This window comes from Amycolatopsis heterodermiae (genome assembly GCF_034929455.1).
Classification (GTDB): Bacteria; Actinomycetota; Actinomycetes; order Mycobacteriales; family Pseudonocardiaceae; genus Amycolatopsis; species Amycolatopsis heterodermiae.
On sequence record NZ_JAYFSI010000002.1, the window covers coordinates 399,344 to 418,494 of the forward strand.

Consider the following 19,151-nt stretch of genomic DNA (forward strand, 5'->3'; position numbering starts at 1 on the left):
CCATGCCTCAGGTCGAAGCGATGTACCCGCTTTCGCCCCAGCAGCGCGGGATGTTCGCGGGCGCGCTCGCCGATTCCTCGCGCGAGGGCACGCACATCGACCAGTTCGTGTTCACCCTGACCGGCGTGGTGGACCCCGGCCGGCTCGCGGACGCCTGGCGCGCGGTGGTGCGTCGGCACGCGGCGCTGCGCACCGCGTTCGTGCTGGCCGACCGCGCCGAGCCGGTGCAGGTCGTGCTCGCCGAAGCGGACCTCGCGGTCGGCACGCTCGACTGGCGCGCCAGCGCGGATCCCGGCGCGGAGCTGGACGGCCTGCTGCACGCCGAACGTGAGCGCGGGTTCGACCTGACGAAGCCGCCGCTGATGCGCGTCACCCTCGCCCGCGCCGCCGAGCGGCGGTGGAGCCTGGTGTGGACGGTGCACCACCTCGTCACCGACGGCTGGTGCATGCCGCTGCTGGTCGGGCAGGTGCTCGACGCCTACCGCGGCGGCGGCCCGGTGGAGGCCGCCCCGTCCTACCGCGACTACGTCGCCTGGATCCGCGCCCAGGAGCCGGTCGCGGCGGAGAAGTTCTGGCGGGTGGCGCTCGAGGGCATCACCGGGCCGACCCCGCTGGGCCCCGTCCTCGAGGACGAAGAGCCTGCCGCGCGGTCCTTCGCCGAAGCGGAGCGCGTGCTGCCCGCGGCCGGCCTCGACGCGCTGCGTGCCGTCGCCGCGCGCCAGCGGGTGACGCTCAGCTCCCTGGTCGAGGGGGCATGGGCCGCGGTGCTCGCGGGCTACAGCGGCCGGGAGGACGTCGTGTTCGGCGTGACGGTCTCGGGGCGGCCGCCGTCGCTGCCCGGGGTCGAGGCGATGATCGGGCCGTTCTCCAACATCGTCCCGCTGCGCGTGCCGGTCGACCCGGCCACGCCGGTCGCCGAGTGGCTGCGCGGGCTGCAGCAGGAGCGGACCGCCGCGCAGCCGTTCGAGTACTGCGCGCTCGGCCAGATCCACGAGTGGTCGGGCCTGCCGGGCGCGCAGCCGCTGTTCCACAGCGCGCTGACGTTCGAGAACTACCCCGTCGACCACGCCGCGCTCGCCGGGAGCGAGCTGACCCTCGACACCGAGGACGTCGGGTTCGTCGCCGCGCGCTCGTCGTTCCCGCTGATGCTGCTGGTCTTCCCCGGCGCGGAACTCTCCGTCCGCGCGGTGTTCGACGCGTCGCGACTGTCCACAGAGGACGCCGAGCGGGTGCTGGACCACCTCGTCGCGGTGCTGAGCGCCTACCCGGAGGCGATCGAGCGGCCGCTGGCGGAGCTGGTCGCGCGGGTGCCCGCCGAGCAGGCGCCACGGCTGCGGGTCGCCGCGCGGGCCACCGGGTACCGCGCGGCGCGCAACGACCTGGAAGCCGCCGTCGCCGGGATCTTCGCGTCGGTGCTCGGCCTCGAGCGCATCGGCATCGACGACAGCTTCCTCGACCTCGGCGGCCACTCGCTGGTCGCGACCCAGATCGCCTCCCGGCTCCGGGAGCGCTTCGAGACCGACATCCCGCTGCGGGCGGTGTTCGACTCGCCGACCGCGGCCCGGCTGGCCAAGGTCGTCGCGAAGACCCTGCACGGCGCGGGGGGGCCGGACCTCGCGATCACCCCGCGCGCGGCGGGCGCGCCGACGCCGGCGTCACCGGCCCAGCGCCGGCTGTGGTTCCTCGAACAGCTGCACTCCGGGATCCCGTTCCACAACATGCCCGGCGGGTTCCGGCTCACCGGGCGGCTCGACCGGGACGCGCTGGAACGCGCGTTCAACGAGATCGTCGCCCGCCACGAGGCGCTGCGCACGGTCTTCGCCACCACGGACGACGGCCTGGTGCAGGTCGTGCGGCCCGGGCTGCGGCTGGCACTGGAGGTCGAGGACCTCGCCGGAGTGTCCGAAGAGGACTGGGAAAGCGTGCTGCACCGCCGGGCCGTCGAGCTGGCGGCCGCGCCGTTCGACCTGGCGGCCGGCCCGCTGCTGCGCGCCCGGCTGGTGCGCCGGACCGGAACCGACCACGGGCTGCTCGTCGCCGTGCACCACATCGTGTTCGACAGCTGGTCCCGCGGGATCTTCCTGCGCGAGCTGACCGCGCTCTACGAGACCTTCAGCGCGGGCGGGCAGCCTGCGCTGCCGCCGGTCGCGCTGCAGTTCGGCGACGTCGCCGCGTGGCAGGAGCGGTGGCAGCAGGGACCCGCGGCCGAGGAGCAGATCGCCTACTGGCGCGACCGGCTCGCCGACGTGCCGGTGCTGGACCTGTTCGCCGACCACGTCCGCCCGGCGCTGCCGACGTTCCGCGGTGGGCACCGCCGCGTGCACGTGCCCGCCGAGCTGGTCGCGCGCCTGCGGGCGCTCGGGCAGGAGGAGAACGCGTCGGTCTTCATGGTGCTGCTGGCCGCGTTCGACCTGATCCTGCACCGCTACACGCGCCAGCAGGACATCGCCGTGGGTACCCCGGTCGCCAACCGCAACCGGTACGAGGCCGAGGACGTGCTGGGCTTCCTGCTCAACAGCGTCGTCCTGCGGATCGCGCTGAGCGGCGAGGTGTCCTTCCGCGAGCTGGTCGGCCGGGTGCGGGACGCCGCGCTCGGCGCGTTCGACCACCAGGACGTCCCGTTCGAGCGCCTGGTCGAGGTGCTGCAGCCGACCCGCGACCTGGCGCACAACCCGTTGTTCCAGGCCACTTTCGCGGTGCAGCAGCTGCCCGCGAAGCACCAGCGCGTCGGCGAGCTGGACCTGACGCTGCTGGAGTTCGACTCGGGGATGACCCGGTTCGACATCGAGTGCAACTTCTACGAGTCCGAAGACGGCATGGTCGGCGTGTTCACCTACGCGACCGACCTGTTCGCCGAGGGCACGGTGGACGCGCTGTGCCGCCAGTACCTGAAGGTCCTGGAGCAGGCCACCGAGGCGGCCGGCGCCGACCGCCCGCTGACCGAGCTGCTGCCGCTGGACGACGACGAGCGCGACGCGGTGGTCGACCGGCCCAACCGGACGGCCGTGGCGATGCCGCGGGACGTCTCGCTCACCGAGCTGTTCGAGGCCCAGGTCCGCCGCACGCCCGACGCCGTGGCCCTGGAGACGCGCGCCGCGAAGCTGACCTTCGCGGAGCTGAACGCCCGCGCCAACCGCCTGGCCCGGCACCTGAGCGGGCTCGGTGCCGGCCGTGAGGTTCCGGTGGGCCTGCACCTGCCGCGGTCGGCGGACATGATCGTCGGCCTGCTGGCCATCCTCAAGACCGGCGGTTACTGCCTGCCGCTGGACGTGGCCTACCCGGCGCAGCGCCTGTCGTTCATGCTCGCCGACATCGGCGCGAAGATCGTCGTGGGCCACGGCGACCACCTCCGCGCGCTGGAAGGCGAGGGGGAGTTCACCCCGGTCGCCCTCGACGAGGAGGCCGGGGACTGGGCCGGGCTCGAGGCCGGGAACCTGCCGGTCGCCGCCGGGCCGCAGAGCCTGGCGATCGTGGACTACACCTCGGGGTCCACCGGCCGGCCCAAGGGCGCGGGCATCCTGCACGAGAACGTGGTGCGCCTGCTGCACAACACGCGCGACCTGTCCGTCGGGCCGGAGTCGGTGACGCTGCAGCTGGCGTCGATCGCGTTCGACGTCGCGATGTTCGAGATCTGGGCCCCGCTGTTCCACGGCGGGCGGCTGGTGATGTGGGAGGGCGGCATCCCCACGGCGGCCGACCTCGGGGCGGCGATCGCGGGCGGGGTCAACACCGTCGTCGTCACCGCGACCCTGTTCAACACCGTCGTCGACCAGGACGTCACGCAGCTGGCCGGGCTGCCGCAGCTCATCGTCTGCGGGGAGCGGCCCTCGGTGCCGCACATCCGGCGCGCGCTGGCCGCGCTGCCCGGCATCCGGATGTTCAACGGTTACGGCCCCACCGAGTGCACGACGTTCACGCACTACTACCCGATTCCGGCGGACCTGCCGGAGAACCGCCGCAACATCCCGCTCGGGCTGCCGATCGTCAACACCACCACGTACGTGCTGGACGAGCTGATGAACCCGCTGCCGCCGGGCATGCCGGGCGAGATCTTCGTCGGCGGCGAGGGACTGGCCCGCGGGTACCTCAACCGGCCGCGGCAGACCGCGGACCGGTTCGTGCCCAACCCGTTCGGCGGGGAGCCGGGCAGCCGCATCTACCGCACCGGCGACCTCGGCCGCTGGCTGCCGGACGGCAACCTGGAGTTCCTCGGCCGCGTCGACTCGCAGGTCAAGGTCCGCGGGCACCGCGTCGAACCGGGTGAGATCGAGAAGGTGCTGGTGGACCACGACGGCGTGGCCGCGGCGGCGGTCGTCGCGCGCCGCGGCCGCGACGGCAGCAACCAGCTCGCCGCCTACCTCGTGCCCGCACCGGGCTACCGCACCGACGTCCGCTCCGGCGGCGGCGAGCGCCGCAAGGCCGACACCTGGCGCGCGGTCTACGACGAGATCTACGGCGGGGGCGGGGCGCCCGAGCGCTTCCACAGCGCGGGCTGGAACTCCAGCTACACCGGCCGCCGCATCCCGGAGGAGCAGATGCGCGCGTGGGTGGCCGACACGGTCGCCCGCATCCGGTCGCTGCGGCCGCGGCGGATTCTGGAGATCGGCTGCGGCACCGGTCTGCTGCTGTTCGAGCTGCTCGGTGACGTGGAGGAGTACGTGGCCACGGACTTCTCCCGGTCCGCGCTCGACCACGTCCGCGCGCACCTGCCCGCGGGTGCCCCGGTGACGCTGGCCGAGCGGTTCGCCGACGACCTGTCCGGGCTGCCGGACGGCGAGTTCGACGTCGTGGTGGTCAACTCGGTCCTGCAGTACTTCCCGAGCGCCGCCTACGCCCGGCGCGTCCTCGACGGCGCGCTGGCGCTCGTCGCCCCGGGCGGGCACCTGTTCGTCGGCGACGTGCGGCACCAGGCGCTGCAGGAGGCGTTCCACACGTCGGTCCTGCTCTTCGGCGCGGACGCCGCCGACGAGCACACCGACCCGGCCGAGGTCCGCGCCGAGCTGGCCCGCCGCCTCGTGCAGGACGACGAGCTGACGCTGCACCCGGCGTTCTTCGCCGACTTCGCCGGTGGCCGCGCCGAGCTGCACCTCAAGGAGAGCGGCGTCGACACCGAGATGAACCGGTACCGCTACGACGTCGTCATCCCGCGCGGCGACGTCCCGGTGCCGGCCGCGCCGCCGGTGCACGAGTTCGGCGGCCGGGCCGTGCCGCTGGCCGAGCTGACCGGGTTGCTGACCGGCGGTGAGCCGCGGGAGATCGAGCTGCGGGGCCTGCGCAACGGGCGCGTCATCGCCCACGGCGAAGCCGCCGCCGCGTTGCGCGAGCCCGGTGGCGTCCGGCTGCTCTCGGAGCTGAAGGCGCTGGCGGGAGCGCCGGACTCCGGCATCGAGCCGCAGGAGCTGCGGGAGCTGGGCGAGTCGCACGGCTACGAGGTCGTGCTCGCCCCGTCGCTGGCCGACCCGCACTGCTTCGACGCCGCGTTGCGTCCCGCGGGCGCCGGGACCGGACGGCTCGCCGTGGCGCCCCGCCTCGGCGACGCGCCGGACCCCGCCGGCTGGACGTCCGACCCGATGCGCGTCGAGGAGGAGCGCGAGCTGATCGCCCGCGTCCGGGCGTGGGTTTCGGAGCGGCTGCCGGACTACATGAAACCCGCCAGCATGCAGGTGCTCGAGGTGCTGCCGCTGACCAGCACCGGCAAGCTCGACCGCGGGGCGCTGCCCGAGGCGATCGAGGCCCGCCAGCACACCTACGTCGCCCCGCGCCAGTCCGACGAGGAGCTGATGGCCGGGATCTGGGCGCAGGTGCTCGGCGTGGAGCGGGTCGGCATGCTGGACGACTTCTTCTCCCTCGGCGGGCATTCGCTGCTGGCCACGGAGGTGGTGGCGAAGGCCCGCGAGGCGTTCGGCACCGAGGTCCCGCTGGCCGCCCTGTTCGAGGCGCCCACGGTGGCGCAGCTGTGCGCGCGGCTGCGGGACAGCGCGACGCCCGCCGTCGCGCCGATCGCGGTCCTGCCCCGGACCCCGGCCCGCGCCGAGGGGAGCCGGGGATGACGGCCACCGGCCACGTCACGCCGGACGAGACGTACCTGCTGCCGACCTCCTTCGTGCAGCGGGGCGTCTGGGACGTCGCCCGGCTCGCGCCCCGGCACCCGGTGCTCGCCGTGCCGGAGGCGCTGCGGCTCAGGGGCAGGCTCGACCGGACGGCGCTGCGGCGCGCGCTGGACGAGCTGGTGCGCCGCCACGAGTCCCTGCGCTCGACGTTCCGGGAGGCCGACGGCGAGCTGGTGGCGCAGGTGCACGCGCACGCCGAGGTCGAGCTGGAGCGGGCCGGCCCGCTCCCGGACCCGGACGGCCCGCTCGCGGAGGCGCCGGCCCCGCCGGAGCTGACGCACGCGCCGCTGCTGCGGGTGCGGCTGTTCGAGCTCGGCCCCGACGACCACGTGGTCCTGGTGGTGAGCCACCTGATGGTCTACGACGCCGCGTCGCGCGACGTCCTCACCCGCGAGCTGGGCCTGCTGTACCGGGCCTACGCGCTCGGGACGGACCCGGCGCTGCCGCCGCTGCCCCTCCAGTACGCGGACGTGGCGAACTGGCAGAACGATTCGATCGCCAGTGGCGCCTACTCGGGGCAGCTGCACCACTGGCGCCGGGTGCTCGCCGGGCTGGCGCGGCCCTCCCTGCCGGGAAGTCCCGGCGAGGACCGCTTCGCGGCGCAGGTGCACCGGGGGCGGCTGGACGAGCCGCTGCTCGCAGCGGCCACCGAGAGCGGCAAGAACGCCGACGCCAGCCTGTTCATGGTGCTGCTGTCGGTGTACCACGCGCTTCTCGCGGGCATCGGCGGCCGCGCGGACTTCGCGATCGGCACGCCGGTGCTGTGCCGCGACCGGCCGGAGTTCCAGGGCATCGTCGGCCGCTTCGTCAACCACGTCGCCATCCGGGCCGAGTCCACATCGGACACTCCGTTCGCCACGCTGCTGTCGCGGGTCCGCCGCGCCTCGCTCGACGCGTTCGCCCACCGCGACCTGCCGCTGGAGTACCTGCAGGCCCAGCTGCTGCCCGGCACGGCGAGCACCGACGACCCCTGGTTCCGCGCCACCTTCGTGCTGCACTCGGCCGCCGCGGGCGAGCTGACGCTGCCGGGCCTGACCATCGCGCGCCACCCGGTGTCGCGCGGCGCCGCCCGCTACGACCTGGAACTGCACGTGTGGCCGGCCGGCGACGGCGCCGAGGTCCAGCTGCTGCGCCGGACCGGGGTGCTCTCCGCCGCGACGGGGGACCGGCTCGCCGCCGGTTTCGCCGAGGCGGTGCGCGCCGCCGTGGCCGATCCCGCCCGGCCCGCCGGAGAGCTGGGCTCCCGGTTCGCCCCGAGAAAGGACAACGATCGATGACCGGCACCGAAGCACGGGCACCGCACTACACGGTGGTGCGCAACGAGGAGGACCAGTACTCGGTGTGGCCGCTCGCCCGCGAGATCCCGCCGGGCTGGGCCGCCTCCGACTTCGTCGGCACCCGCGACGAGTGCCTCGACCACGTCGAGCGCGTCTGGACCGACCCGCGGCCGCGCAGCGTCCGCGCGGCGATGCGCGAACCCGCGCGCGACTGAGAGGAGACCGGTCATGACGGAGGCACAGTCGCTCTGGTTCCCGTTCGTCAAGCCGCAGGAGCAGGCGCGCCTGCGGTTGTTCTGCTTCCCCTACGCCGGGGGCGGCGCCACCGTGTTCCGCACCTGGCAGGAGGACCTCGGGCCCGAGGTCGAGGTGTGCGCGGTGCAGCTGCCCGGCCGGGAGACGCGCTTCCGCGAGGCGCCCCACCGCGCGATGGGGCCGCTGGCCGACGCCCTCGTGCCGGTGCTGGAACCGTTGCTGGACAAGCCCTACGCCGTCGCCGGGTACAGCATGGGCGCGGCGGTCGCGCACGAGGTCGCGCTGCGGCTGACCGAACGCGGCCGGCCGCCGGAGCACTTCTTCGCCTGCGCGCGCACCAGCCCGCTCCTGCCGCCGGACTTCCCGGTCTACGAGGACACCACCGACGACGACATCTGGCGGCGGCTGCGCGACCTGGGCGGGATGCCCGCGGCCACGCTGGACAACCCGGAGCTGCGGGAGCTCGTGCTGCCGCAGCTGCGGGCGGACCTGGAGCTGAACTTCACCTACCGGCCGCGCTCGGCCCGGCCGCACGACTGCCCGGTGACCGCGTTCGGCGGCCGGGCCGACGCCGGGGTCACCGAGGAGGAGGTGCGCGCCTGGGCGGAGGTCACCCGCGGCCCGTTCCGCGTGCGCCTGTTCGACGGTGACCACTTCTTCCTCCGCGAGGACGGCGGAGACCTGCTCGCCGAGATCCGCGCCGACCTCGGCGCCGTGCTCGCCCACCGGCCCTGACCCGCAAGACAAGTCCGACACCGGAAGGAAACGAAGGCGATGACCGAGCCTGCCGCGCCCGCGGCCGAGTCCGCCCCCGCACCGCTGAGCCACCGGCAGATCATGACCGTGCTGGGCGGCCTGATCCTGGGCACGATGCTGTCCGCGCTGGACCAGTCGATCGTCGGCGTGGCGCTGCCGAAGATCGTCAGCGACGTCGGCGGGCTGGACAGCCTGTCGTGGGTGGTGACCGCGTACCTGCTCACCTCGACCGCGACGACCCCGTTGTGGGGCAAGGTGTCCGACCTCTACGGCCGCCGCCTGATGTTCCAGGTCGCCATCGTCACCTTCCTCGCCGGGTCGGCCGTCTGCGGGTTCTCGGGCACCATGGGCGTGCTCATCGCGGGCCGCGCGGTGCAGGGCATCGGCGGCGGCGGGCTGCTGGCCATCGCGCTGGCCCTGATCGGCGACATCATCCCGCCGCGGGAACGCGGGAAGTACCAGGGCCTGTTCGGCGCCGCGTTCGGCGTCGCCAGCGTGCTCGGGCCGCTGCTGGGCGGGTTCTTCAGCGACGGGCCCGGCTGGCGCTGGGTGTTCTTCATCAACCTGCCCCTCGGGCTGGTCGCGCTCGTGGTGACCTCGGTGGCGCTGCGCAGCATCCCGACCGTGGTGCGCCGCCACGACATCGACTACGCCGGCTCGGGCCTGCTCGTCGCGGCCGTGACGGCGCTGCTGCTCTACCTGAGCTGGGCGAGCGGGAGGTTCGGCTGGGGCGACCCGCGGTCGCTCGCACTGCTGATCGGCGCGGTGCTGCTGGCCGTGGCCGCGCTCCTGGTCGAGCGCCGGGTGGCCGAGCCGGTGATCCCGCTGCCGCTGTTCCGCCAGTCCACCTTCGGCCTCGGCAACGTCTACTCCTTCGTCGCCGGCATCGCGATGTTCGGCGCGGTCATCTACCTGCCGCTGTACCTGCAGACGGTCAAGGGGATGTCGTCCACCGAGTCGGGGCTCGCGATGCTGCCCGCCGTCGTCGGCATCCTCCTCACCTCCACGTGGTCCGGCGCGGCGATCACCCGGACCGGGCGCTACAAGATCCACCTGATCACCGGCAGCGTGCTGATGGCGGCCGGGCTCGGCCTGCTCGCCACGCTCGGCACCACCACCCCCTACGGCCTCATCGCGGTCTACATGTTCGTCTGCGGGGCCGGGCTCGGCCTGACGCTGCAGAACATGACGACCGCGGTGCAGAACTCGGTGACCGCCGCGGACATGGGGGTCGCCACCGGCGCGGTGACGTTCTTCCGGTCGATGGGCGGCGCGATCGGCACCGCGGTGCTCGGCGCGGTGCTGTCGAACCGCCTCGCGCACCACCTGCGGGAGCAGTTCGGGGACGCGCCGGCCACCGGCGGGGCCGGGTTCTCCCTCGACAACGTGGCCGCGATCCGGCAGCTGCCCGGCGCGGTCCGGGACAAGGTCCTCGAGGCGTTCTCCGGTTCGCTGGGCGACGTGTTCCTGGCGTGCGTGCCGGCGGTGGTCGTGTCGCTGGTCGCCGTCTCGTTCCTGCGGGAGATCCCGCTGCGCAGCGGCGACGCGCCGGCCGCGCCGGACGGCGATTAGCGACCCGAGCCGGCCGGGGGCAGCCCCGGCCGCGACCCCCGGAAGAGAGGCGATGCCGGTGCGGCCCGGATGCGCACCCGCGGTGTTCCCGCGTACGGGGGCCGTGCCGCCCCCGCGGCTGTTCGGCCGCGACGACGAGGTCGAGACCCTGCGTGCCGTGCTGCGGAAGGTCCACAGTGGACACCAGGGCAGCCGGGCGGCCGGCCTCCACCTGTTCGGTGAGCCGGGTGCCGGGCGCACGGTGCTGCTGGACCGGGCCGCGGAGCTGGCCGGGCCGGACACCCCGGTGCTGTGCTGCGGTGGCGTGGCGGCGGAGGCGAGCACGCCCTACGCCGGATTGCAGCCGCTGCTGATCCGCCTCCTGCCGCGGCTGGGCACGCTGTCGGAGAAGCACCGCGCCGCGGTCGCGGCGGCCCTCGACGGTGGCCCGGCCGACCCGGCGCGGGTCGGGCTGGCGCTGCTCGACCTCGTCGCCACCGAGACCGCGGTGTCCGGGCCGCAGCTGCTGCTCGTCGACGACACGCAGTGGTTCGACGAGCGCAGCCGGGTCGCGTTGTTCACGGCCACGCGCCGGTTCCACCGGGCCCCGGTCGCGGTGGTGCTGTCCACCGCGCTGCCGCTGGGGGAGCGTCTCCCGCGGGCCGCGGCCGACAGCGGCCTCCCGCCGCTGGCCGTGCCCCCGCTGTCCGAGGACGCGGCCCGCGCGCTCGTGCTCGCCGCCGTCGGCCGGTCCGGCCCGCCGGGACCGCCGCCGGAGGAGGTGGTGCGGCGCCTGCTCGACGAAGCCGAGGGAAATCCCCTGGTGCTGCTGGAACTGTGCGCCGCGCTGAACGAGGGCGAGCTGTCCGGCGTGCTGCCGCTGCCGGAGTACCTGGCCCCGGGCCGGCGGCTGCCCGAGCTGATCGGGCCGTCCGTGCGGCCCCGGCCCGCGGGCACCGCGACCCTGCTGCTGGCGGCCGCCGCCGAACGCACGGGCAGCGTGCCGGTGCTGATCGAGGCGGCCACGCGCCTCGGCGTCGACGGGGCGGCCGTGCTGGCCGAGGCCGAGCGGCGGGGGCAGCTGGTGGTGCGGGAGCAGGAGGTGACGTTCCCGCGCCGGATCCTGCGCTCCATCGTGTACCACTCGGCGTCGCTGGACTCGCGCCACGCCGTGCACCGGGCGCTCGCCGAGGTGCTGGCGCGCCACCCGGACGAGCGGGTCCGCCACCGCGCCGCGGCGACCGCCGGGTTCGACGAGGAGGTGGCCGCGGAGCTGGCGGCGGTGGGGACGCGGGCCCGCCGCGGCGGGCGGCCGCTGGCCGCGTCGGACGCCTACGCCGCCGCGGCCGGGCTGTCCGGCACGTCCTCGGCCCGCACCCGGTACCTCACCGAGGCCGCCTGGTGCGCCTGGTTCGCCGGGTGCCCGGCCCGCGCGCAGGGGCTGCAGAGCGAGCTGCGGGCGGTCGCGGAGACCCCGGCGGCGCTGGCGGCGGCGAGCGAGCTGCAGGCGGTGATCGACAACGCCAACGGCCTGCCGCGCACCGCCTACCACGAGCTGCTGGACTCCGCCGACGGACTGGCGGCCGGCGATCCGGCCGCCGCCGCCGACCTGCTGGTGATGGCGGGCGGCTGCGCGCTGACCCTGGGGGACCGGCCCGGCCTGCTCGTGGTGGGCGAGGCGCTCGGGCACCTCCCGCTGCCCGCGGACCACCCGGCGCGCCGGCTGGGCGAGGCGCTCACCGAGCTGGCCCACGGCCGGTTCCCCGAGGGCGGCGGGCTCGCCGCGGCGTCCCCGCACTGGCTGCGCCAGCCGGGCACCCGGCCGTGGATCTGGCCGCCGGTGGTGGTGCCGCGGCTGCTGGGCAACGCCTGGCGCACGTCGGCGGCGTTGCGGCGGGCCGGCGAGACGGTGCGCTCCCGTGCCCAGTTCGGGGCGCTGCCGATGCTGGTCGCCACGGTCGCGGGCTACGACATCGCCGACTCCCTCTGGTACCCGACGCACGCCGACGCGGTGGCGGCCCGCGACCTCGCCGAGCAGTTGGGGCAGACCGGGGCGCTGGTGCAGCTGCGGGCGGTGCTCGCGTGGTCGGCGGCGATCTGCGGCCGCGCCGAGGAGTGCCGCGACGCCGCGGAGTTCGTGCTGGCCGAGGCGGTGCCCCGGGGCATCGGCTCCGCCGCGGCGGTGGCGCACTGGGCGCTCGCCCTGCTGGCCGAGGCCGAGGGCTCGCCGCAGGAAGCCGCGGCGCGGCTGGGGAACGTGGTCTCGCCGGAGCGCGCCGGGCACCACTTCCTGATCGCCCAGCTGGTGCTGCCGGACCTCGTCGGCTACCTGGTCCGGGCCGGTGACCGCGAAGGGGCGCGGACGGCGCTGGAACGGTACGAGCACGGCATCCTCCGCGACGCTCCCGTGCTGCGCTCACTGTGGCACCGGTGCCAGGCTCTTTTGGCCGACGACGACGCCGAGGCGGCCGGACGGCACTTCGCCGCGGCGCTCGCCGAGGAGTCGCCGTCCCTGTTCGACCGCGCGAGAACCCTGTTGCTGCACGGGGAATGGCTCCGCCGTCAGCGCAGGGTCATCGAGGCCCGCGGCGAACTCCGGGCCGCGCTCGACCTGTTCACGTTCCTCGAAGCGTGGCCGTGGGTCGAGGAAACGCGCACGGAGCTGCGCGCGGCGGGCGAGGCGACCGCCACCGGCGCGGCCGTGCCCGCGGCGCGGGTGGAGCTGACCCCGCGGGAGCGGGAGATCGTGGAGCTGGCCGCGCAGGGCCTGTCCAACAAGGAGATCGGCGCCCGGCTCTTCCTGTCCGTGCGCACCGTGGGCTACCACCTGCACAAGATCTTCCCCAAGTTCGGGATCACGTCACGGCACCAGCTCAGGGATCTGCCCCCGGTGGCGCCGGTCCCGGGAGCGGCACCGTCCTCAGTGGACACCTAAGGGCCGCTTTAGCGCCGTGGCCGAGGATGAAAACGCTGGCCCGGCCGGAGCCGGGAAGCCCGACGAGAGGACCGAGATGTCGCTTGCCGATCCCGTGCCCGCCTTCACCGAGGCCGTGTCCGGCGCGGTGCCCGTTCCGGAACCCGGTGACGCCGCCGACTCCCTGGTGCTGGAGGACCTGACCGAGGACGTCGACCTGCGGTACCACGCCGTCGTGCCGCCGGGGCCGGGCCTCGGTGACCACAACACCTACGACAGCACGTTCTCCGACGCCGAGGGCACCGTCCTCGGCACGCTCGAGGGCGCGGGCTGGAAGGTGCTGGTGCGCGAAAGCGACGGGCACCTGATGTCGTTCTACACCGAGCGCGCCGTGTTCCCGGACGGGGAGATCCGGACGACGGGCTGGGTCGACGTGCAGGCCATCCTGGAGGGGAAGTGGCAGTCCCTCTACGCGGTCGGCATCAGCGGCCGCTACCTGGGCCTGGTGGGGACCCGCGACCTCAAGGGCGAGATCCCGCGAAAGCGCTTCCGCGCCAACTTCAAGCTGTACCGCCAGGGCTGAGCGCACGAGACGCCTGGCCGGCGGCGCTGCCGGCCAGGCCTCGTGCCGCGTGTCAGCCCGTGGGCTGGAGCACGGGCGCGTCCTCGGCGGACAGGATCGCGAGGTGCAGCTCCTGGGCGGCACGGCACGGATCGAGGCCCAGCTCGGCGCGGAGCCGGGTGCGCAGCGCCTGGTAGACGTTCAGCGCCTCCGCCCGGCGGCCGCAGCGGTAGTACGCCAGCATCAGCTGCCGGTAGAACGTTTCGTGCAGCGGGTGCTGCCGGACGAGGCCCGGCAGCCGGCCGGTCAGCTCGCGGTGCTGCCCGAGCGCGTGCAGGCAGTCCACGAGCAGTTCCTTGCACTCCAGGCGGGTTTCGTCCAGCCACGTGAGGAAACCGGCCGTGACGGGCCCGGCCTCACCGGCGGGCCGCCAGGTTCCTTCCGACGCCGCCAGCGCGTCCCGCAGCAGGGGCACGGCCTCGGCGTGCCGGTCCGCGGCCGCGTAGGTGCGGGCGCGGAACACGGTGGACCGGAACTCGTGCCGGTCGGTGGCTTCCGGCGGCACGTGCAGCACGTAACCGGGGGAGACGGTGGCGAGCGGCTGCGCGGCCGGCTCCACCGAGGACAGGAACTTCCGCAACTGCGACACGTACACGTGAATCGTCGCGGTCGCTCTCCGGGGCGGGCGCTGGTCCCAGACCTCGGTGATCAGCTGGTCGACGGACACGACCTGGTTGGCCTGCACGAGCAGGGCCATCAGGACCGACTCCACTTTCGGTGCGGACAGGCGCCGGGGCGCCTGTCCGGGCGCACCGATGACGTGGAGCCGACCCAGCATCTCGTAGCGCACGACGGGCTCCCTGTGGGACAGGTGATCGGTTGTCACCACCGACGGTGGCACCCTCCCAACGTAAGGAACGGCGGGAGCCCGGGGCATCTGTCAGATGACCGGCGTAACCGGTCGCTGCGGTTATTCGCCGTGTGATCCGAACCACCTCGACAGCGCCACCTCCAGTCCCGCCTCGTCCGCCGGTTCGCCGCGGCCCGCCGACCAGGCCACGTGCCCGTCCGGCCGCACGAGGAGCGCCGAGAACGACGCCAGCTCGCCCTCGGGAGCCCCGGCCTCCACGACGTCCACCCGCTCGCCCCACCGCGCGGCGAGCTTGCCGTACGCGGGTTCCCCGGCCAGGTTCAGCAGCACGCCCTTCGCGCCCCGCAACAAGCCGAGCGTGTCACGGGTGGACCCGTCGGCGAGCACCACGGCCGCGGGCGGCACGCGGCGGCCGACGAGCGGCCCGTCACCCAGGTCGTAGCGGACGCCGAGCGCGCTGATCTCGGCCGACATCCGCCGGTTCGCCTCGGGCACGGCCAGCAGCTCGGCGACGACGGTGCGCAGCGACTCGGTCTCCGGCCCGCCGCGCATGAGCGCGTCCTGGGCGCGGGTGTTGAGCAGCACGCGGGCGGCCACCGGGTGCCGCTCGTCGTGGTAGCTGTCGAGCAGGCCCGCCGGCGCCCGGCCGGTGACCTCCGCGGCGAGCTTCCAGCCGAGGTTCACCGCGTCCTGGATCCCCATGTTGAGGCCCTGGCCGCCGAACGGCGGGTGCACGTGGGCGGCGTCGCCCGCCAGCAGGACGCGCCCCCGGCGGTACCGCGTGACCTGCCGGGTGCCGTTGCCGAAGCTGCTGAGCCAGGCGGGTGTGGTGCCGGACAGGTCGATCCCCGCGATCGCGTGCACGACGCGGCGCACCTCGTCGAACGCCGGGGCGGCCGGCCGCCGGGCGGGGGCCCGGCCGAACTCGCCCGCGATGATGCGCACCAGGTCCGGCCGGTCCTCCGACAGCGTCACCACGGACATCGCGAGCCAGCCGTGCTCGCCGCGCACGTACGGGAACGGCCGGCCGCGCAGGGCCGGCAGGTCGGCGGGCAGGCCGGCGACGTCGGCCAGCAGGATCTCGGTGGTCGAGGACGTGCCGGGGAAGTCGAACCCGGCCAGCCGCCGGACCGTGCTGCGGCCGCCGTCGCAGCCGACGACGTAACCGGCCCGCAGCCGCCGCGTCTCGCCGGAGGCGTCCCGCACGGTGACGGTGACGCCGCCGGAGTCCTGTTCGAGGTCCTCGACGGTGTGCCCGCGCAGCACCCGCGCGCCGAGCTCCTCGGCCCACCCGGAAAGCGTCTTCTCCACGAGGGCCTGCGGCAGCAGCATCACGGCCTCGGGCGAGCCGAACACGCCGAGGTCGAGCCCGACCGGCAGCAGCGCGAAGTGGCTGATCCGGCCGAACCGGTGCTCCGGGAAGCGGTCCAGGATGCCGCGCTGGCGCCAGACCTCGACGGTGCGGGCGTACACGCCGGGCGCGCGGGACTGGCCCGCGGGCTCCGGCTCGGCCTCCAGCACGGTGACCTCGGCGCCGCCGAGGCGCAGTTCGGCGGCGAGCATCAGCCCGACCGGGCCGCCGCCCGCCACGATCACCTGGGTTGCGGTGCGCACGGAATTCTCCTTCGGGTCAGGGGATGGCGAGCTCGGCGCCGACGTGCCGGGCCAGCCGGACCGGTGTCGGGTGTTCCAGCACCACCGCGGGCGGCAGCACCAGCCGAGTCAGCTTCACGAGGCGGTTGTGCAGTTCCAGCGCGGTGAACGAGGACAGGCCCAGCAGGATCAGGTCGTCGTCGGGCGCGACGGCGTCGTGGCCGAGCACGTCGGCGCAGTGCCGCCGGACCACGTCGAGGAGCACGGTCTCCCGCTCTTCCGCGGACTTGCCGGCCAGCAGCTCCCGCAAGGGGGTCTCCGGCTCCCCGGCGTCGCCGGGATCGTCGGGGCGGCGGCACCACGCGGCGAGGGCGGGCAGCAGCAGGGAGACCGCGGCGCGGTGCTCCGCGCCGTCGACGCCGAGCAGCTCGGTGATCTTGTCGAGGTCCTCGTGCTCCATCGCCTGCCACAGCACGTCCGTCTCGCCCCGCGGGCCGGGCCCGGGACGCAGCCAGAAGCGGTCGCGGCGGAACGGGTAGGGCGGCAGGGGCAGGAACCCGGCGGCGGGCAGCAGCGCGGTCCAGTCGACGGGCACCCCGGAGCTCCACAGCCGGCCCAGCCCGGCGAGCAGCCGGCGGGCCTGCGGCTTGCGCCGCTGGGCCAGGGAGATCGTGACGGGCCCGGCCGCGCCCAGCGTCTCGGCCACGGCGGCCGAAAGCGCCGGGTGCGGCCCGATCTCCAGCACGTGCGTGACGCCCTCCTCGGCGAGGGTGGCCAGCCCGGCGGCGAACCGGACCGTGCCGCGGACGTGGCGGGCCCAGTGCTCCGGCGTGGTGAGCTCGCCCGGTCCGGCGATCCGGCCGGTGACGTTGGTGACGACCGGGATCTCCGGTTCGTGGTAGGTGAGCCCGGCGGCGAACCGGCCGAACTCGGCCAGGATCGGGTCGAGGTGCGCGGAGTGGAACGCGTGGCTGACGGTCAGGGGCCGGGTCCGGTGCCCGCGTGCGGCCAGGCGTGCGGCGAGCGCGGTCACGGCGTCACCGTCGCCGGAGACGACGACGGCCCCCGGGGTGTTCACCGCCGCGATCTCGGCTCCGGGCGCCAGCTCCGCCCGTACCTCCTCCTCGCTCGCCGCGACGGCGACCATCGCCCCGCCCTCCGGCACCGACTGCATGAGCCCGGAGCGGGCGGACACCAGCCGTACGGCGTCCACTTCGGACAGAACGCCCGCGACGTGGGCCGCGACGATCTCGCCGAGCGAGTGTCCGATGAGGACGTCGGCGCGGACACCGAGTGCCTCCACCAGGCGGTAGAGCGCGACCTCGAACGCGAAGAGCGCGGGCTGGGTGAAGGCGGTGGTGTCGAGCAGCGCGGCCGGCTCGCTGCCGGGGGCGGCGAACATGACCTCGCGCAGGGGCCGCGGCAGGTGCGGGTCGAACCGCGCGCACAGCCGGTCCAGGGTTTCGGCGAACACCGGGTGGCCGGCGTACAGCTCGGCGCCCATCCCGGCCCACTGCGCCCCCTGGCCGGTGAACATCACCGCGACCTTCGGCTCGCCGCCCGCCACGCCCTGCTGGGCGGTGGTGGACGTTTCGCCCCGCGCGAGGACGTCGAGCCCGCGTGCCAGCTCGCCGGCGTCCGCTCCGGCGACCACGGCGCGGTGGGCGAACGCCGTCCGGTGGCCCGCCAGCGTGCGGGCCGCCGCGGCGAGGTCCAGGCCGGGCCGGCCGTCGAGCAGCTCCCGCAAGCGGGCCGCGTGCTCTCGCAGCGCGACCTCGGACTTCGCCGACAGCACCCACGCCACGGGCCCGTCCGCGGGCGCCGGTAGCTCCCCGGGCGCGGGGGCCTCCTCCACGACGACGTGGGCGTTGGTGCCGCTGATGCCGAACGACGAGACCCCCGCGCGCCGCGGCCGCCCGCCGGCAGGCCACGGAACGGCTTCCGGCAGCAGCGCGACCCCGCCGTCCCAGTCCACGTGCTCGGACGGCGGGTCCGCGTGCAGCGTCGGCGGCAGCACGCCGTGGCGCAGCGCCATCAGCGTCTTGATGATCCCGCCGACCCCGGCCGCGGCCTGGGTGTGCCCGACGTTCGACTTCAGCGAGCCCAGCCGCAGCGGCGACTCCGGGGTGCGGGCCCGGCCGTAGACCGCCTGCACCGCCTGGACTTCGATCGGGTCGCCGAGCCGCGTGCCGGTGCCGTGGCCCTCGACGAGGTCGACGTCGGCGGGGGACAGTCCCGCGTCGGCCAGCGCCGCGCGGATCACCTGCTGCTGCGCCGGGCCGCTGGGCGCGGTGAGCCCGTTGGAGGAGCCGTCCTGGTTGGCCGCGCTGCCCCGCAGCACGCCCACGACCGGGTACCCGAGCCGCCGGGCGTCGGACAGCCGGGCCAGCACCAGCACGCCCGCGCCCTCGGCGAGCCCGGTGCCGTCGGCGTCGCGGCCGAAGGCGCGGCACCGGCCGTCGGAGGACAGCCCCCGCTGCCGCGAGAACTCGAGGAACGTGCTGGGGGTGGCCATCACGGTGGCCCCGCCCGCGACGGCGAGGTCGCACTCGCCCGACCGCAGGGCCCGGCACGCGAGGTGGGTGGCCACCAGCGAGGACGAGCACGCGGTGTCCACGCTGACCGCCGGGCCGGTGAAGCCGAACGTGTAGGCGATGCGCCCGGACGCCACGCTGCCCGCGGTGCCGGTGAGCAGCTGGCCCTCCAGCTCCGCCGGCACCGTGCCGGGCGCGGCGTAGCCGGAGTCGAAGACCCCGGTGAACACGCCGGTGCGGCTGCCGCGCAGGGACTCCGGGACGAGACCGGCGTATTCGAACGCCTCCCACGTCGTCTCCAGCAGCAGCCGCTGCTGCGGGTCCATGGCGAGCGCCTCGCGGGGGCTGATGCCGAAGAACGCCGGGTCGAACTCGCCCGCGTCGTCGAGGAACCCGCCGCGCCGCACCCGGACCGTGCCGGGGCGGTCGGCGCCGGGCTCGTCGAACTCCTCGACGGCCCAGCCGCGGTCGGCGGGGAACTCCCCGATGGCCTCGCGGCCCTCGGCGACCAGCCGCCAGAGGTCCTCGGGGCCGCGCACGCCGCCGGGGTAGCGGCAGGCCAGGCCGAGCACCGCGATCGGTTCGTGGCGGGCGGTCTTCAGCCGTTCCAGCTCTTCCTGCGTCTCGTACAGCTCGCCGGTGACGCGTTTGAGGTAACCGAGGAGCTTCCCGGGGTCGGCGTGGTCGCCGGTCGTCGCACTGGACATGGCGGTCTCCCTGGTCGGCGG

General features: G+C 75.1%; 10 protein-coding genes. 7 read left to right on the forward strand and 3 right to left on the reverse strand.

Translation table 11 applies throughout. The annotated features are described in order from the left end of the window. The first annotated feature begins 2 nt into the window (after window positions 1-2). From VA596_RS12435 to VA596_RS12465, 7 genes are all read left to right on the forward strand, one after another. The gene (locus VA596_RS12435; protein WP_323326405.1) at window positions 3-6,050 is read left to right on the forward strand and encodes a non-ribosomal peptide synthetase; all 6,048 of its coding nucleotides are present in this window, start codon (window positions 3-5) and stop codon (window positions 6,048-6,050) included. Next, on the forward strand, window positions 6,047-7,387 hold the full coding sequence (locus tag VA596_RS12440) for a condensation domain-containing protein (protein WP_323326407.1): 1,341 nt from the start codon (window positions 6,047-6,049) through the stop codon (window positions 7,385-7,387). The genes VA596_RS12435 and VA596_RS12440 overlap by 4 nt, the downstream gene beginning before the upstream one ends. Then, the gene (locus VA596_RS12445) at window positions 7,384-7,602 is read left to right on the forward strand and encodes an MbtH family protein (RefSeq protein ID WP_323326409.1); all 219 of its coding nucleotides are present in this window, start codon (window positions 7,384-7,386) and stop codon (window positions 7,600-7,602) included. Before VA596_RS12440 ends, VA596_RS12445 begins: the two co-directional genes overlap by 4 nt. Window positions 7,603-7,615: 13 nt before the next feature. Next, a complete protein-coding gene (locus tag VA596_RS12450; RefSeq protein WP_323326411.1) occupies window positions 7,616-8,377 on the forward strand; it encodes a thioesterase II family protein in 762 nt (253 codons plus the stop codon). A gap of 39 nt (window positions 8,378-8,416) precedes the next feature. Then, complete coding sequence (locus VA596_RS12455; RefSeq protein WP_323326413.1) at window positions 8,417-9,970, forward strand: MDR family MFS transporter; 1,554 nt, start codon at window positions 8,417-8,419, stop codon at window positions 9,968-9,970. Window positions 9,971-10,022: 52 nt separating this feature from the next. Further along, entirely contained in the window at window positions 10,023-12,884 is a 2,862-nt protein-coding gene (locus VA596_RS12460) for a LuxR C-terminal-related transcriptional regulator (protein ID WP_323326414.1), read from the forward strand. Window positions 12,885-12,960: 76 nt separating this feature from the next. After that, window positions 12,961-13,446, forward strand: coding sequence for an allene oxide cyclase barrel-like domain-containing protein (locus VA596_RS12465; RefSeq protein WP_323326416.1), 486 nt, complete (start codon window positions 12,961-12,963; stop codon window positions 13,444-13,446). Between the two features lie 52 nt (window positions 13,447-13,498). Here the strand turns inward: VA596_RS12465 and VA596_RS12470 are convergent, their stop codons facing one another. The 3 genes from VA596_RS12470 to VA596_RS12480 all read right to left on the reverse strand — a co-directional run bounded on the left by VA596_RS12470 (window position 13,499) and on the right by VA596_RS12480 (window position 19,130). Continuing rightward, window positions 13,499-14,275, reverse strand: a complete 777-nt coding sequence (locus tag VA596_RS12470; RefSeq protein ID WP_323326418.1) for an AfsR/SARP family transcriptional regulator — start codon at window positions 14,273-14,275, stop codon at window positions 13,499-13,501. 120 nt (window positions 14,276-14,395) lie between these two features. Then, window positions 14,396-15,910, reverse strand: coding sequence for an FAD-dependent monooxygenase (locus tag VA596_RS12475; RefSeq protein WP_323326420.1), 1,515 nt, complete (start codon window positions 15,908-15,910; stop codon window positions 14,396-14,398). A gap of 16 nt (window positions 15,911-15,926) precedes the next feature. Further along, entirely contained in the window at window positions 15,927-19,130 is a 3,204-nt protein-coding gene (locus VA596_RS12480; protein ID WP_323326422.1) for a type I polyketide synthase, read from the reverse strand. Between the last annotated feature and the right edge of the window lie 21 nt (window positions 19,131-19,151).

Excerpts from the sequence above, each read along its gene's own strand:
- VA596_RS12435 (WP_323326405.1), top strand. The coding sequence starts at position 3 with ATGCCTCAGGTCGAAGCGATGTACCCGCTTTCGCCCCAGCAGCGCGGG.
- VA596_RS12440 (WP_323326407.1), top strand. The coding sequence starts at position 6,047 with ATGACGGCCACCGGCCACGTCACGCCGGACGAGACGTACCTGCTGCCG.
- VA596_RS12445 (WP_323326409.1), top strand. The coding sequence starts at position 7,384 with ATGACCGGCACCGAAGCACGGGCACCGCACTACACGGTGGTGCGCAAC.
- VA596_RS12450 (WP_323326411.1), top strand. The coding sequence starts at position 7,616 with ATGACGGAGGCACAGTCGCTCTGGTTCCCGTTCGTCAAGCCGCAGGAG.
- VA596_RS12455 (WP_323326413.1), top strand. The coding sequence starts at position 8,417 with ATGACCGAGCCTGCCGCGCCCGCGGCCGAGTCCGCCCCCGCACCGCTG.
- VA596_RS12460 (WP_323326414.1), top strand. The coding sequence starts at position 10,023 with ATGCCGGTGCGGCCCGGATGCGCACCCGCGGTGTTCCCGCGTACGGGG.
- VA596_RS12465 (WP_323326416.1), top strand. The coding sequence starts at position 12,961 with ATGTCGCTTGCCGATCCCGTGCCCGCCTTCACCGAGGCCGTGTCCGGC.
- VA596_RS12480 (WP_323326422.1), bottom strand. The coding sequence starts at position 19,130 with ATGTCCAGTGCGACGACCGGCGACCACGCCGACCCCGGGAAGCTCCTC.